We start from the raw sequence: 15824 nt of genomic DNA, 5'->3' as shown, positions 1-15824 counted from the left end.
CGCCGGCCCCACGGGCGGACGTGGCTGAACACCGGGGACACGCTACTTGCCGAGCGCGTCCACACCGGCCTGGGCGAACGCCTCGTCCTGCGCCCCGGACGGCGCACCCGCGACGCCCACCGCGGCGATCGGGGCGCCACCGGCCGTGACCGGGACCGCGCCGGCCAGGAACAGGGTGCCGTCGATGTCCTTCAGCGTCGGGGCCTGCTGCAGGCGGCCCACCAGTTCGGACGTCTTCGCGTTCCACGACACCGCCGTGAACGCCTTCTCCTGCGCCGAGCTGTAGGACTGCGGGCCGGCGCCGTCGCCGCGCAGCGTCACGACGGTGTTGCCGTCGCGGTCCACCACGGCGACCGACACGTGCTGGCCCGCCCTGCCGGCGGCGTCCAAGGCGGCCTGCGCGGCCTTCGAAGCGGCCGCGATCGACAGGTGCGACGTCTCGACGACGCCCTTGGGCGCGGCCGGGGCGGGCGCGGCGGTGGCCGGGACCGCGGCGAACGAAACACCACCGACGGCGGCGAGCCCGGCGACGGCGGCGGCGACGCGGATGCGGGTCGGGTTCATGCTGTGCTCCTTGTCAGTACGGGGTTCGACGACTCCAGCTTCAGCCCGGCACCGGGTGGATCCGGTCGGCGTCCCGGCTGACACCGGGGTCATCCGATCGGCTGATGCGCGGCCTCCGGGCCGGGTCGACGCTGGTGCCGGACGAGGAAGGAGCCAGCATGGGAGACATGAAGGACGCCGACGCGCGGTGGCTCGCCGCGGCCATGCACTCCGCGTTCTTCCTGCTGGTGCTCGGCTCGGCCGTCCGGTTCCTCACCCGCCACGACGGCAATCCCCTGGCGCCGTGGGTGATCGGGTTCACCGCGGCGCTGGTCGTCGCGTACGGCGCCGGCCTGCTCGTCGACCGGCACCTGGCTTGGCTGACCGTGGTCCTGGCGCTGTGGGTGGTGCTGGTGGTGCTCGCCCCCAGCTTCGCGTGGTCGGCGATCCCGCTGCTGGTCACCGGCCTGCGCACGCTGCCGACCGGGCAAGCGCTCGCCCTGGTCGCCGTGGTCACGGCGCTGGTGGTCGTTTCGCAGAACCGGCTGGCCGACGGCTTCGACCCCAACCTCACCATCGTGCCGGTCGCGATCGCCGTGGTCACCGCCGCGGTGATCACCTACATGCGGCGGCAAGCCGAGCGGCTGCGCGAGTCGGAACGACGTGCCGGCGTGCTCGCCGAACGCGGCCGGGTGTCCCGGGAGATCCACGACGCGCTCGCGCAGGGCCTGTCCAGTCAAGCGATGCTCCTGCAGGCCGCCGACCAGGCGTGGGACCGCCCCGAGCTGGCCCGTGAACACCTCCGCGCCGCCGAGCGCGTCGGCGCGGCCAACCTTTCCGAAGCGCGGCGGCTCGTCCAGGACCTGGCGCCCGCCGACCTCGCCGGCGCCACGCTCGAAGAAGCCTTGCGGGCCGTCGCCGCCCGGGCCGGGGTGCCGGTCGAAATCCGGATCGACGGCGCCGAGCCGCCGCTGCCGGACCGTGTCCAGTCCACTGTGGTCCGGATCGCCCAGGGCGCGCTGGCCAACGCGCGCGAACACGCGGACGCGGGCCAGGTCGTGCTCACCCTCACCTACCTCGACGACCAGGTCGTGCTGGACGTCGCCGACGACGGCCGCGGATTCGTGGAAACGGCGGCCGAAGGCGAGCGCGGACACGGGCTGCCGGCCATGCGCGTCCGCGCCCAGCAGCTCGGTGGCAGGCTGACCGTCGAGTCCGCGCCCGGCCAGGGCACGGTCGTTTCGGCCGCGATCCCGCTGGAGGACGCCTCGTGATCAGGGTTCTGGTCTGCGACGACCACGCCGTCGTGCGCGCCGGGCTGCGCGCGCTGCTGGCGGGCGCCGACGGCATCGACGTCGTCGGCGAGAGCGCGAGCGGGGAGGAAGCCGTCGCGACCGCCGCCGCCCTGCACCCGGACGTCGTGCTGATGGACATCCAGCTCGGCGCCGGCATCGACGGGATCGAGGCGACGCGGCGGATCCGGAGCACCCCCAGCGCGCCCCGGATCCTGGTGCTGACCACCTACGACACCGACGCGGACATCAGCCGCGCGATCGCCGCCGGGGCCACCGGCTACCTGCTGAAAGCCGGGTCCGCCACCGAGCTGTACGCGGCGATCGAGGCCGCCGCGGCCGGGCGCACGGCGGTGTCGCCACCGGTCGCCGACCGCATGATGGCGCAGCTGCGCGCGCCGCGGCCGTCGCTCACCGGCCGCGAACGCGACATCCTCCGCCGGCTCGCCCAGGGACTGGGCAACAAGGAGATCGCCAAGACGCTGTTCATCAGCGAGGCGACGGTCAAGACCCACCTGAGCCGGATCTACGCCAAGCTCGAAGTGGACACCCGGGCGGGAGCCGTCGCCGTGGCCAAGGAACAGCGGCTGCTGGACTGATCAGGCATTGTCCAAAAGGGACACATGAGCCTCGGGAAGCTCCAGGGTGAACGCCGGCGCGATCGACTCGTAGTGCTCCCAGGTGCGCGGGCCGATCAGCGGGATCACTCCCTTGTGGACCAGCCACGCCAGCGCCACCTGGTTGCCGGACGCGCCCAGCTCCGAAGCCACCTTCGCCACCGCGGCCAGCCGCGCTTCCGAATCGGGGCCGGCGTACGCGCGCCAGACCGGAGTGGACTCCCGGTAGGCCGCGTCGTCGTAGATCCCGCGCAGCAGCGAGGAATACGCCGCCAGCGAGACGTCCGGGTGCAGGGACAGCCAGTCCAGCAGCTCGGCGCCCGCGATCGACGGGACGTCGGCGCCGGTGGGCCGCAGGTACGAGTGCTGGACCTGGACCGCCACCGGCGACGCCCAGCCGTTCGCCAGCGCCAGGGAGCGGATCCGTTCCAGGCGCCAGGTGCGGACGTTGCTCCAGCCGACGTACCGCACCTTGCCCGACCGCACCAGTCCGTCCAAAGCGGACAGTGTCTCCTCGAGCGGGGTGCGCCGGTCGTCGACGTGGACGTAGTACAGGTCGATGTGGTCGGTGCCCAGCCGGCGCAGGCTCGCCTCGGCTTCGCGTTCGATCACCGCGGCGCTCGCGCCCTCGAACGTGCGCTCCACCGCGTCCCAGTCCACCGTGCCGTCCGCGTGCCGGGCCGCGCGGGCCGCCGGCAGGTCCGTGATGCCCGCCGACACCTTCGTCGCCAGGAAGACCCGGTCACGCCGGCCGCGCAACAGCTTGCCGAGCAGGGACTCGCTTTCGCCGCCGGCGGCGTCCGGCGCCCACCACGCGTAGCAGTTCGCCGTGTCCAGGAAGTCGCCGCCCGCGTCGAGGTACGCGTCCAGGATGCGGGCCGACGTCGGTTCGCCGGTCGACGTGCCCATCGTCATGCAGCCCAGCGACACCTGGCTGACGTGCTGACCGGTCCGGCCCAGTTCCACCTTCTTCATGACAACGAACGTAAAGCCGAATCGGTCCGGTACTACAGTCCAATCCCGTGGCCGGATCGCAGACCAATTGGGGCGTCCTGCTGGAGCTGAGCGGGCCGGGACCGAAACACGCGCAGCTCGCGCGTGCCCTGCGCAAGGCGATCCGCGGGCTCGAAGACGGGGTGGCCGTGCCGCCGAGCCGGCAGCTCGCCGCCGACCTCGGGTGCTCGCGGTGGGTCGTCACGCAGGCCTACGCCCAGCTCGTCGCCGAGGGCTACCTCGACGGGCGCACCGGTTCCGCCACCCGGGTCCGGCGGGTCGGGGACGCCGTCGCGGCGAGGCCACTCCCCCGGCGGCCGCAGCCGCGCCACGACCTCGCGCCCGGGCTGCCCGACCTGCGGCACTTCCCCCGGCAGCGGTGGTCCGACGCCGTTCGCGGGGTGCTCACGACCGTGCCGCACACCGACTTCGGCCTGCCCGATCCGGCCGGTCACCCGCGGCTGCGCGCGACCCTCGCCGGCTACCTGCGGCGGGTCCGCGGCGCCGAGGTGGACGACGTCGTGGTCTGCGGTGGCGTCACCGACGGCGTGACCCGGGTCTGCCGGGCCCTGCGGGCGAAGGGGGTCACGCGGCTGGCCGTCGAGGACCCCGGCTGGACGCGGCTGCACCGCGCCGCCGCGGCGACCGGGATGGCGATCGACCCGGTGCCGGTCGACGCCGAAGGCATCGACGTCGGCCGGATCCCGCGCGGGACACGGGCCGTGCTCGTCACGCCGGCGCACCAGTTCCCCACCGGCACCGTCCTTTCGCCGCGACGGCGAGCCGGCCTCCTCGGCTGGGCGCGGGACGTCGACGGGCTGGTCCTGGAGGACGACTACGACGCCGAGTTCCGGTACGACCGGCGGCCGGTCGGCACCGTCCAGGGCACCGACCCGGGGCGCGTCGCGCTCTTCGGGTCGGTCAGCAAGACGCTCAGCCCGGCACTCGGCCTCGGCTGGGTCGCGCTCCCTCCACAGTGGACCATCACGGGGTACGCGCCGCCGGTGCTGGACCAGCTGGCGCTCGCCGGCTTCGTCGAAAGCGGCGGCTACGACCGGCACCTGCGGGCCGCGCGGCTGCGGTACCGCGCGCGGCGCGACCGGCTCGTCGCCGCACTGGGACCGGCCCGGCTGTCGGGTGCCGCGGCCGGGCTGCACCTCGTCCTGCACCTCGAGCGGGACGCGGCGGCCGTCGTGCGAGCAGCGCGGGCGAAGGGCGTGAAGGTGGCCGATCTCGACGACTACCGCGTCGCGCCGGGCGAACCCGCGCTGGTGCTCGGCTACGGCAACCTCGCTGACAACGCTGTCGAGCCCGCTGCCCGGTTACTGCGCGAAGCTGTCGGTTGAGGTCTTCTCAAACGCCCATCGAGGTGGAAAGCTGCTGTCCGAACCGCGGGCCTGACCAAAGGTCCGTTTCTGACAACGTTGTCACCCTCTGGGAGGTGCGCCCATGTGGTCGCAGAGCAGACGGCTGGCCGCCGCGGTGGCCGCGGGGGTGGTGGTCGCCGGCCTGGCGCCCGTCGTCGCCCAGGCCGCGCCCGCGCCGGTCGATCCGGTCGGCTTGGTCAACCCGTTCGTCGGCACGCAGAACTTCGGCAACACGTTCCCCGGCGCGAGCGCGCCCTTCGGCATGGTGCAGGTCAGCCCGGACACCGGTGGTCAGGGCGGCTACGACTACCTGCAGAACGCGATCTACGGCTTCAGCCAGACGCACCTGTCCGGCGTCGGCTGCGGCGTCATGGGCGAGCTGCCGATCATGCCGACGACCGGCGCCGTCGACAACGTTGACAAGAACGCCTACAGGTCCGAGTACAGCCACGACGACGAGCACGCCGAGCCCGGCTACTACCGCGTCGGGCTCAAGAAGTACGGCGTGGACGCGGAGCTGACGGCGACCGCGCGCACCGGCTGGCAGCGCTACACCTTCCCCTCGACCGGGCAGGCGAACGTCCTGTTCAACACCGGTCAGGCCAACCAGTCCGTCAAGGACTCCGAGATCCACGTCGTCGGCGACCGCACCCTCGAAGGGCGAGTTCGCGCGGGCGGGTTCTGCGCCGGGCACGACGAGCACACCGTCTACTTCACGGCGACCTTCGACCGGCCGTTCAGCTCGTTCGGCACCTGGCGCGACTCCACGCGCACCCCGGGCAGCCGCGACGCCGCGGGCACCGGCGGCAACGGCGCGTGGGCCAGCTTCGACGCGACCACCGACCACGACGTCGTGCTCAAGGTGGGCCTGTCCTACACCGGGCTCGACGGCGCGCGGAAGAACCTCGCCGCGGAGACGAAGGACTACGATTTCGACGCGACGCGGGCGGCGCTGCACCAGCAGTGGGTGGACAAGCTGGGCGCGATCAAGATCGGCGGCGGCACGACCGAGCGCCAGACCGCGTTCTACACCGCGCTCTACCACGCGCAGCTGCACCCGAACCTGGCCGGCGACACCGACGGCGCGTACACCGGCTTCGACGGCAAGGTGCACACCGCGAGCGGCTACACGCCGTACCAGAACTTCTCGCTGTGGGACACCTACCGGCCGCAGAACCAGCTGCTCGAACTGCTCGAACCGCAGGTCGCGCGGGACGTCGCCCTGTCGGTCGTCGCCATCGGGCGTGACGGCGGGTGGTTGCCGCGCTGGGCGCTGGCCGAGAGCGAAACCAACATCATGACCGGCGACCCGGTGACGCCGTTCCTCGTCGAGGCGTGGTCGAAGGGCCTGCTCGCCGGGCACGAAGAAGAGGCGTACGCGCTGCTCAAGAAGAACGCGACGAGCACGCCACCCGCCGACTCGCCGTACAACGGCCGCTCCGGTGTCAACTACTACAACGAGCGCGGGTACATCCCGAGCGGCCTCGAACTCGGCAAGGACTGCGCGGCCAAGGGCGGCGACAACGACTGCGAGCACCCGGCCTCGGCGACCATGGAGTACTCGGCGGCCGACGCGGCGCTGGCGCTGATGGCCCGTGGTCTGGGCCACCAGGCCGACGCGCGGATGTTCGCCGACCGCGGCCAGTGGTACAAGAACCTCTGGGACTCCTCGATTCAGCAGTTCCGCCCGCGCACGACCGAGGGCACGTTCCTCACGCCGTACAACCCGGTCGACGCCGACCACCAGTTCCACGAGGGCGGCGCCTACCAGTACCAGTGGCTCGTCCCGCAGGACCCGGCCGGCCTCGTCTCACTGATGGGCGGCAAGCCCGCGACGGAGAAACGGCTCGACTCCTTCTTCGCCTACGGCAACCTCTTGAAGGACCCGGCGGGCACCGCGCGCAACGACTGGATCTCGAGCCCGTACGACTACTACGGCAAGGCGACCTACAACCCGAACAACGAGCCCGACCTGCTCGCGCCGTACCTGTACCTGTGGGCGGGCGCGCCGGCCAAGACCGCGACCGTCGTCCGCGCGGCGATGACGCTGTTCACCACCGGCCCGGACGGCATGACCGGCAACGACGACCTCGGCACGATGTCGGCCTGGTACGTCTTCTCGTCGCTCGGGCTGTACCCGACGATGAGCGGCGCGAACTTCCTGGCGCTGTCGAGCCCGCAGTTCGAGTCGGCGACCGTCCGGATCGGACAGTACGGCCGGTCGCAGGGCGGCACGCTGACCGTGACCGCACCGGGTGCGTCCGACGCGAACCGGTACGTCCAGAGCGTTTCGCTGAACGGCCGGAACGTCCGGGAAACGTCGCTCGACTGGTCCGCTGTCGCACACGGCGGCGTGCTTTCGCACAAGCTCGGGTCCAAGCCGTCTTCGTGGGGTGTCGGGTCCGAGCCGCCGTCGGTGAACAAGGCCGCCGGTGACCTGCGGCGCCACGTCGACGCGTCGCTGCGGCAGACGTCCGTCGTGATCCCGGCGGGGGCGGCCCAGCAGGTGCACCTCGACCTGGACGTGCTGGCGCAGAACCCGGGCCTGCAGCCGGTGACGGTTTCCGCGACCGCGCCGGCGGGCTGGAAGGTGCGGGTCCAGCCGATCGACGTGATCTGGTCGGGGCGGTTGCCGGCGCAGAAGACCGTGCCGATCACGGTGACGGTGCCCGCCGGGACCGCCTTGGGCACGTATCCGGTGCAGGTGAAGGTGTCCGGGCTGGGCGCGAACAGCGTGTCCCGTTCGGCCACGGTCGAGGTCCGGACGCCGTCCGCGTGTGTGGCGGGCACGTCGTGCGCGGTGGACCTGGGCCGCGACTACAACCACGACGGGACGGCGACGGTGGCGGCGTCCACGGAGGGCAACTTCGACGGCGGCGGTTGGAGCTACGACGCTTCGCTCCTGCCCGCGGCCGGCCCGGTTGCCTGGGACGGCGTCACGTACGCGGCTCCGGACGCTTCGGGGACTTCGCTCAACTTCGTGGAAGCCCGCGGGCAGTCGTTGCTGCTGCCGGCGGGACAGCGCACGGCTTTGAAGGTGGTCGGTTCTTCGCACAACGGGCCGGTGTCGACGACGCTGACGGCGCACTACACGGACGGCACCAGCGCCGACCTCGCGGTGACGTTCGCCGACTGGGCGGGGTCGGGCTCCTCGGTGGTGCTCGACATGCCGCACCGCATCAAGGCGGGCAGCGGCGTCGACGGGCCCCCGGTCCGGCTGTTCGGCATCTCGGCGGCGTTGGACTCCGCCAAGACGCTGCAGTCGGTGAGCCTGCCGAACGACCCGCGGGTGGAGATCTACGCGCTCACCCTGGCGTGACGGAGGCGGAGCGGTTCGCCGGTTCGCCGGCGAACCGCTCCGCCAGCCGATCCTGCAACGTGGCATGCCTGAATTGGTAGATCGGCCCCACCGTCCGGAGGATGTGCCGAACTCTGGCGTCCTCTAGGAAGCGGATCAACCGCAACGGCAGATCATGACGAGCAGAGAGATAGGCCTGACAGACAAAGACATTTGCGGTCTGCGGCACACAGATTCCACTGAGCAGGCCCAAGGACGTCCCCATCATCACAGCGGTCCAGACATGGCCGGAAAGCCCGAAAACGCCCATCGGCACAGTCATGATCAACCCAAAACCGACACCAAGCTTCGCTTCATTTCGCCATTCCCGAACAGGGTCAGAATAACCTGTGTCACCGAGGCCAGGCTCGAGCATACTGTTCACAATCCCAAAGGAAATACCCGAAAATACTCCCAGCACCAGCGCGAACAGTGCGGCATATACCGGCCAAGGACCCAACTCCCGAACATCGACAGATCCAAAAGCAATACTGAGCCCCGCTGCCAGCCCACACACTAGCCCGAAAGTCAATCCGAAACGCAACGAGCGAGAATCGGAAAAACTCTTCAGTGCCAACCTGATTCTCCCTCGTCCACTTGATGCCTCAAGTGCCACCTTGAACTTCAGAAAAGCCTCTATGGCAGTGGCAGTCAGGACTCCCATAAGCCCCCCTGCGCCTATCAATGATCCAATCGAGTAGTCTTCAGCAGATCTGCCGGCAAGCGTCATTATGACGAAACCGAGAGCAAGGAAGATCCCTCCAGAAAACGGACGATAGCTAACTAGCGTCCAAAAGGAAACTCTCACCCTGGACGGCTTCGCAGGACCCATTACACCCACGGCGAGTCCCACCGCTATTCCGAAAACCAGACCCAGGCCCAGAACACCAACTTTGAAGTTCGCGAGCAGCCATAACGCAAGTAACGCAACACCGACCACCGCACCGAAGACGGCATTCATCGCCACACGAGCAATTCCCGGAACCCAGCGAGAGACTTCCCACCAAGCAAAATCACGCGTATCGGCCTGGTTGAGCCGATGGGCGATGTAGGCGAGTGTCTGGTAGGCGGAGTCAGCCGAGTACCGGGGTTGAGTTTGTCCGGGGCGCGGCCGGTAAGCAGCCGAAACCGCTTGATCCAGCAAATGAGCCGTGATCGCGTCGGCAGTCGGGAAACGGCTTCGGTCGAGCAGCTCGCCGACTTGGCCGTCGGGTGCGTAGACATCGTGGACCAGACTGACCCACAATGGCGCCGCCAGAGCTTCAGCCACCGGAGCCGACGGATCACTGACGACAACGTCCGCGAGCGCTTCCCATCCCGACGGAATCGGCCTGATGAAAGGCCGCAGCAGGTACTCGGACACCGCGGTCGGCGACAACGGCTCCAACTGGATCACGGCGGATCCGGTCAACCCCCATCCTTGCACTGAGGCGGCAAGTTCGGCATCCCTCGCGAGCACCACGACACGAAGAGTGGCCTGCTCGCTCAAGGCTTGCAGCGCTAACGGACGAAGCCCCGCGGGGATCTCGTCGAGCCCGTCGAGGATGAACGAAACGCGGCGCGCGGCCAGCAGGCCGCGCGCGTTGCGCATCCCGTCGCGTCCGGCGAAGAGCGGGGTCTCGGCCAACTTGGTGGCGAGCCAGTCTTCCAGCGGCGTACTCACCGGGTTCCAGCCGCGGAACGTCACCAAGACGGGAACGGGTATCAGCCGTCGTTGTTCGGAGCCCGCTTGCTCGCGGAAGCGCAACGCCTCCAGCTGGAGAAGCACAGCGATCGAACTCTTACCAGTGCCGGGTCCGCCGATGATCATCAGGCGGCCGGACGGCAACCCCCCATACAAGGAGTGCAGCTTCTCGCTCGAGCCTTCCCGGAGCCGGGCGGCCGTGACCCGCGTCAGGCCTGGCAGCGGATCGAAGACCGAGCCGGTCCGAGTCGCGCTGAGCGCGGATACCGGTCCCGCGACCGGACCGGTGGCGCGCCGCCAGCGAACCGGGAGCGGAGCGGGCTGGATCAGCCTGCGTTCGATCGCGGTTTTGTCCGCTTGATTGCGCATGGCTGTCGCCAGCAGGTCACCGAGCTCGTCGGGACTCGCCTGCGGAACCGGAGCGAACACCTTCCACACCCAGCCGCCGATGATGATCACTAGCCCGACTGCGGCGAGGACGAACTGACCATAACTGCTGGCGTCGCTGCGTTCGCCGGGTCCCAGGACGGACAACTGGATGACCCACCAGCCCAGCGCCGCTGTCACGACGGCTCCGCCGAGTAGGAGCCACCACCGGTTCTTCATGGCGATTTGATCGTCTGCCGGCCATCTTATGCAACAGAATCACACCGATCAGCCACCGGGCAGCCACAGCCACCACCTCAGACTCGGATCGCGGGTGGCTGCGGTGGCCAGTCCAGCCCATGGAGTTCGACCCCAATGGCAGTCGGTGTGAGCCCACGTCACCTGGTGGCGGTCGAAGAACTCCTGCAGCCGCCACGCAGCTGGGCTCGGCCCATCGGCGGTGGAGTGGAGACGAGCAAAGGCAACGTGTGAAATCCGACAACCCGGTATCGGTGTACCGGGCAGATCACACCCGACGAACAGGGCTGAACATCAAGCCGTCCCGGCGAACCGCTCCGCCAGGTCGGGGAAGCCGAACACCGTGATCCGCGCGATGCCGCCCTTGCCCAGCGTCAGGACCGCCACCCCGAACCGCTCGCCGCGGTACCAAAGCGAAGCCGCGGGCGGGCCGTTCGCCCGGGTCGGCTTCATGTGCCACTCGCCTGGCTCGCCCATTACGTGCCGCAAGAATGCGACACAAGTCTTCTTCCCGGCGAACCACGAGCGCGATGGCACCGGCTCGATCACCGCGTCGTCGCGCAGGATCTGCTCCGATGCCGACAAGTCCGAGTTCATGAACGCGCTCATGTAGCGGTTCAGCAGCGAAATCTGCTCCGGCTCGGTCAGCTCGCTGACCTCACCTGCGGAGCCGCCCGCATCGAGGGTCGCGCGGGCCCGTTGGAGCATGCTCTTCACTGCCGCCACGGACGTGCCCAGCAGCTCGGCGACCTCGGCCGCCGGGAACGCCAGCACCTCGCGCAGGATCAGCACCGCGCGCTGCCTCGGTGGGAGCAGCTGCAGCCCCCGCGATCAACGCGAGGCGGACGCCGTCGCGGGCCACCGCGATCTCCGCCGGATCCGCTGAGGGCGGCGTGATCAACGCGTCCGGGATCGGACGCGGCCACTGGTCGCCCGGCTCGGCCGGGACCGGCGGGGCGTCCGGGTCCGGAGCCGGCGAGCCCGGAAGGCAGCGGCCGGCGGCCGCGCTGCTCCAACGCCGTCAAGCACGCGTTCGTCGCGATCCGGTAGAGCCACGACCGCACCGACGCCCGGCCCTCGAAGCGGTCGTACGCCCGGATGGCGCGCAGGTACGTCTCCTGCACGACGTCCTCGGCCTCGTCGGGGGTGCCGAGCATGCGGTAGCAGTGGGCCAGCAGCTCGCGCCGGTACACCTCGAAGTCCATACCCGTCCTGACCGGTGAAGGAGACGAAAAGGAATCGGTCACGCCCGGATCTCCGGCGACTGCGGCGGCCGGTCCAGCCGGCGGAACTCGACCCACTGGCGGCTCGCGTCGGCCCACGTCACCTGGTGGCGGTCGAAGAACTCCTGCAACCGGTCCCGGCTCAGCTCGGCCGTCGGTGTTCCGACCAGATAGTAGTCCATCTCGTCGCGGATCCGGTTCAGGTTGTAGCGGGTCTCCTCCATCAGCACCCAGCGCGACCGCCAGTTGAAGAACGTCTCCAGCCCGCCGAGCACGGTGACCAGCGCGACCATCGGCAGCGCGATCGACGCCCGGGCGGGGATCTCCTGGATCCCGAGCACCACGGTCGAGGCCGCGGTCAGCAGCAGCGCGCTCACCCGCACGATCGACGCGCGGCGGCGGAAGCGGCGCTTGCGGCTGTCGGCCCAGTCCATGTCCGCCGAGACCAGGTCGCGGAACCCCAGGAGCTGGTCGCGCAGCGGACGGTCCGGGTCCCGCCCGGCGACTTCGAGGAACCCGCGTTCGGAATCGAGGGGAGACGCCATCGCGTCAGGCTAGGACCCGCGGCAAGGGTCAGGCGACGATGCGGGGCTCCGACGCCAGCCTCGACAACGCCTCCGTCAACCGCCGCGCGGCGACGTCCCACTCCTCCAGCGCGCTGCCCCGGCCCAGGGCCGCCGTACGCAGCGATCGTCTCAGCTCCGGGTCCGCGTACCAGCGGTGCAGCGCGTCGGCCAGTGCGTACGGGTCGTTCGGCTCCACCAGCACCCCCGGCATCTCGCCGTCGGCGTCGACGCCCAGCGCGTCGTACACCCCGCCGACCTCGGTGGCCAGCACCGGGATGCCGCGGGCGAGCGCCTGCGCGACGAACATGCCCGACGTCGCCGCGCGCGCCGGGATCACCAGCAGGTCCGCCGCGTTGTACGCCGCGCCGAGGTCCACCGCGTCGCCGGCGAGGGTGATCCGGCCGCCGAGGCCGAGCCGCTCGATCGACCAGCCCAGCTCGTCGACGTACCCCGGGTCGGCCTCGAGCGAGCCGGCCATGACGCAGGACAGCGCCAGGTGGTCGACCTCGCCGAGGGCCTGGACCAGCAGGTCCTGACCGTTGCGGCGGGTGACGTCGCCGACGCACAGCAGCCGGGAGACACCGTCGGCGCCCGCGGCGAGCGGGGCCGCGTCGGTGCCGGGCTTGGCCACGTAGACGCGGCCGGGGTCGAGGTCGTGGCGGTCGATCAGCAGCCGGGCCAGCCACGGGCTGGTCGCCACGACCATGCCGGCCATCCGCAGCGTCTCGCGCTCGCACGCGTCCAGCTCGGCGCGGTGCGCCGGGTCCAGCCCGGGCTCGTCGGCGAGGGCCTGGTGCACCAGCACGGCCAGCCGCAGCCGCCGCGCGTGCGGCACGACGATCTCGGGCACGCCCGAGGCGATCACGCCGTCGAGCAACACCACCGTCCGGTCCGGCAGCGCGGCCAGTGACCTGGCCAGCCGCCGCCGGGCCGTCGCGTCCGGCTCCGGCCAGTCACCGGCGATCGGCAGCTCCAGCACGGGCTGGCCGACGGCGGGCAGGTTCTGGCACATCCGCTTGTCGTACGTGTCGCTCGACGGCGGCGCGGCCGGGAGGATGAACACCATCGGGTCGGCAGGCCTCATCGCTCAACCTCCAGCGTGGATCGACGGCGGGACGCTCACTCGTCACACGCGGCCGAGAGCTGAACGGTTCAACTCTGCGCGTCGATCATCCAAACGCCGTTCACCTGGACCATGGTGAAGGTGTCGTTCTCGGCCTGGCCGCCGTTGTAGAGGACACGTGCGGTGACCCGGTTGGGGCCGGCGTCCCGCACGTTGGTCGCGTCCACCGACTTGAACTGCCCCCACCAGCTCACATACCGCTCGTAGGTCTGGTGGCGCGTCGCCTTGAAGTTGTCCGTCAGCAGCTTCCACGCCTCGGCCGGATTGCCCGGCAGCAACGCGTAGTAGGCGGACAGGGCCTGGGCTGCGCTCTTGGTCGACGACACCGGCGAAACCGGCGGTGACGTGGGCGGCGCCGTGGTGGTCGGGGTCTGCGAGGTCGAGGTCGCGGGTGACGGCGTCGTCGAAGGTGCCGGGGAAGCCGAGGTCGACGTCTCCTGCGACGCGGGCGGGGCGGCGGTGTCCGTCGGCGGCTTCTGCCGCACGACCAGCAGGATCGCGACGACGACCGCGACGCACAGCAGCGCCGCGCCCGCCCCGACGGCGATCAGGCCCTTGCGCGCGCCCGGCGTCACCGCGGCGACCTCGCCGGACGGCGGCACGGCCAGCGTGGCCGGCACGGTCGGCACCGCCGACACCGGGGCTGCCTCCGTCTCCGGGATCGTCGCCGCGAGCACCGACTCGCCGGGCTCCGCGTCCGGCAGCAGCGCCCGCAGCTCGCGCTCGACCTCGTCCATCGACGGCCGCTCGGCCGGGTCGCTCGCCAGCATCCGCAGCAGCAGCGGGGTCAGCCTGCCCGCCTTCTCCGGCGGCTCGATCTCCCCGCTGGAGGCCTTGTAGAGCAAGGCGATCGGGTTGTCCGCCGTGCCGTACGGCCCCTTCCCCTCGACCGCCGCGTACAGCGTGGCGCCGAGTGAGAAGACGTCGGCGGCGAAGCTCGCGTCCTCGCCGCGGGCCACCTCGGGCGCCAGGTACGCGGGCGTGCCGGCGATCTCGCCGGTGGCCGTCAGCTTGACGTCCCCGATCGCGCGGGAGATCCCGAAGTCGGTGATCTTCGCCGTGCCGTCCTCGGACACCAGGATGTTGGCCGGCTTCACGTCGCGGTGCACGATCCCGGCGCGGTGCGCGCCGGCCAGCGCCGAGCTGATCTGCGCGCCGACGCGGACGGCGTCGTCCACCGAAGCCGGCTCCTCGCCGACGACGACGGCGAAACTCTTGGACGGCAGGTACTCCATGATCAACCACGGCCGGTCCTCCTCTTCGAGGACGGCGAACACGGTGATCGCGTGGGAATGCTGGAGCCGGGCGGCGATCCGCGCCTCGCGCATCGCGCGGTTCTTCGCCTCTTCGGTGCGGCTCTCGTCGTGGTCGTGCGGGAGCAGGAGTTCCTTGATCGCCACGGTGCGGTCGAGCATTTCGTCCTGCGCCCGCCACACCGTGCCCATCGCGCCGCCGCCGATCGGCTCCAGCAGCCGGTACCGATCGCGGATCCGGCGACTTTCCACGAGCATCCACCATTCTCAAAAAGTGTGCCGACGAGATCCGGCCAGCATGCCAGGATCATCCGCCGGCCGGTACCAACGTAGCCGAAAACCTTGGACGGGCAGCGCATTCGAGCGCTGTGGCGCTGCCCACCGTGTACCCGCAAATCCTAACGAACAACCCCGTACGCGCGATCAAGTGCGTCCACGATCTCCTTGCGCAGCCCCGCACCGACGGCGATCGTCGACGACGAACCGACCGTGTGCTCGCCGCCGTCGCGGTCTACGACGGCCCCGCCGGCCTCGCGCACGAGCAGCACGCCGGCCATGGTGTCCCACGGGTTGTTGGACAGGATCAGTGCGGCGTCGAGCTTTCCGTCCGCCACCCAGGCGAGGTCGATGGCGGCGGTGCCGAGCATCCGGATCTTCTGCGCCCGCGCGCCGAGGTCCGACAGCAGCCGCAGGCGGGTCGCGTTCTTCTCTTCCGCCAGCCGGCCGATCGCGAAGTCGCCGACGGCGATCATGGCGTCCGGCAGCTCCGTCGCGGTGGACGCGTGAACGCGCTCTCCGTTCGCGAAAGCACCTTCGCCGCGCGAAGCGGTGTACGTGACGTCGAGATACGGCAGGGCGATCGCGGCGACCGTGCTGTGCTCACCGTCCACCAGGGCCAGGGAAATCCCGCAGAGTGGAATCCCGCGCGCGAAGTTCGCGGTGCCGTCGATCGGGTCGAGCGCCCACCAGCGGCCGCCGCCGTCGCCGCTGCGGCCGCGCTCCTCGCCGAGGACGCCGATCTCCGGCGTCTCCGCGGTGAGGAACTCCCGCAGCGCGTCCTCGACCGCCGTGTCGACGTCGGTCACCAGGTCGCGATCACCCTTCGCGGAAACGGAAAAACTCGGACGCGACCGGACGATCCCGGTCGCCCTCGCCACGGCTTCGCGCGCGACGTCGAGTAGTGCGGCATGCTCGCTCATGAC

At 70.6% G+C, this 15824-nt stretch carries 13 protein-coding genes; 4 read left to right on the top strand and 9 right to left on the bottom strand.

All coding sequences use genetic code 11. The annotated features are described in order from the left end of the window. Positions 1–42: 42 nt before the first annotated feature. Positions 43–564 carry a GlcG/HbpS family heme-binding protein gene (locus tag ACWEVP_RS47725; protein WP_452069247.1) on the bottom strand — a complete coding sequence of 174 codons (522 nt, stop codon included), beginning with the start codon at positions 562–564 and terminating at the stop codon, positions 43–45. A 158-nt stretch (positions 565–722) separates the two neighbouring features. Here ACWEVP_RS47725 and ACWEVP_RS47720 point away from each other — a divergent pair, with 158 nt between their 5' ends. Both ACWEVP_RS47720 and ACWEVP_RS47715 read left to right on the top strand, forming a co-directional pair. Continuing rightward, the gene (locus tag ACWEVP_RS47720; protein ID WP_452069246.1) at positions 723–1817 is read left to right on the top strand and encodes a sensor histidine kinase; all 1095 of its coding nucleotides are present in this window, start codon (positions 723–725) and stop codon (positions 1815–1817) included. Beyond that, positions 1814–2434 carry a response regulator gene (locus tag ACWEVP_RS47715; RefSeq protein WP_452069245.1) on the top strand — a complete coding sequence of 207 codons (621 nt, stop codon included), beginning with the start codon at positions 1814–1816 and terminating at the stop codon, positions 2432–2434. Before ACWEVP_RS47720 ends, ACWEVP_RS47715 begins: the two co-directional genes overlap by 4 nt. Here the strand turns inward: ACWEVP_RS47715 and ACWEVP_RS47710 are convergent, their stop codons facing one another. Beyond that, complete coding sequence (locus tag ACWEVP_RS47710; protein ID WP_452069244.1) at positions 2435–3427, bottom strand: aldo/keto reductase; 993 nt, start codon at positions 3425–3427, stop codon at positions 2435–2437. Between the two features lie 47 nt (positions 3428–3474). Between ACWEVP_RS47710 and pdxR the strand changes: the two genes are divergently transcribed. Beyond that, a complete protein-coding gene (gene pdxR / locus ACWEVP_RS47705) occupies positions 3475–4791 on the top strand; it encodes a MocR-like pyridoxine biosynthesis transcription factor PdxR (protein WP_452069243.1) in 1317 nt (438 codons plus the stop codon). Between the two features lie 103 nt (positions 4792–4894). Continuing rightward, on the top strand, positions 4895–8131 hold the full coding sequence (locus tag ACWEVP_RS47700; RefSeq protein WP_452069242.1) for a GH92 family glycosyl hydrolase: 3237 nt from the start codon (positions 4895–4897) through the stop codon (positions 8129–8131). Here ACWEVP_RS47700 and ACWEVP_RS47695 read toward each other — a convergent pair. The 7 genes from ACWEVP_RS47695 to ACWEVP_RS47665 all read right to left on the bottom strand — a co-directional run bounded on the left by ACWEVP_RS47695 (position 8118) and on the right by ACWEVP_RS47665 (position 15821). After that, entirely contained in the window at positions 8118–10400 is a 2283-nt protein-coding gene (locus ACWEVP_RS47695) for an NACHT domain-containing protein (RefSeq protein WP_452069241.1), read from the bottom strand. The two genes, ACWEVP_RS47700 and ACWEVP_RS47695, sit on opposite strands and share 14 nt — an antisense overlap. A 351-nt stretch (positions 10401–10751) precedes the next feature. After that, the gene (locus ACWEVP_RS47690; RefSeq protein WP_452069240.1) at positions 10752–11249 is read right to left on the bottom strand and encodes a sigma factor-like helix-turn-helix DNA-binding protein; all 498 of its coding nucleotides are present in this window, start codon (positions 11247–11249) and stop codon (positions 10752–10754) included. Then, entirely contained in the window at positions 11243–11662 is a 420-nt protein-coding gene (locus ACWEVP_RS47685; protein ID WP_452069239.1) for a sigma-70 family RNA polymerase sigma factor, read from the bottom strand. Before ACWEVP_RS47685 ends, ACWEVP_RS47690 begins: the two co-directional genes overlap by 7 nt. Before the next feature lie 38 nt (positions 11663–11700). After that, on the bottom strand, positions 11701–12225 hold the full coding sequence (locus ACWEVP_RS47680) for a DUF4231 domain-containing protein (RefSeq protein WP_452069238.1): 525 nt from the start codon (positions 12223–12225) through the stop codon (positions 11701–11703). 28 nt (positions 12226–12253) lie between these two features. Next, the gene (locus ACWEVP_RS47675) at positions 12254–13312 is read right to left on the bottom strand and encodes a glycosyltransferase (RefSeq protein ID WP_452069285.1); all 1059 of its coding nucleotides are present in this window, start codon (positions 13310–13312) and stop codon (positions 12254–12256) included. 86 nt (positions 13313–13398) lie between these two features. After that, positions 13399–14880 carry a protein kinase domain-containing protein gene (locus tag ACWEVP_RS47670; RefSeq protein ID WP_452069237.1) on the bottom strand — a complete coding sequence of 494 codons (1482 nt, stop codon included), beginning with the start codon at positions 14878–14880 and terminating at the stop codon, positions 13399–13401. 140 nt (positions 14881–15020) lie between these two features. Further along, the gene (locus ACWEVP_RS47665) at positions 15021–15821 is read right to left on the bottom strand and encodes an inositol monophosphatase family protein (RefSeq protein WP_452069236.1); all 801 of its coding nucleotides are present in this window, start codon (positions 15819–15821) and stop codon (positions 15021–15023) included. Positions 15822–15824 lie beyond the last annotated feature (3 nt).

The sequence above is a fragment of the Amycolatopsis sp. NPDC003865 genome (assembly GCF_053605345.1).
Note: the sequence above shows the minus strand (reverse complement) of the source record. Positions and strands in the feature narration are given on the sequence as shown.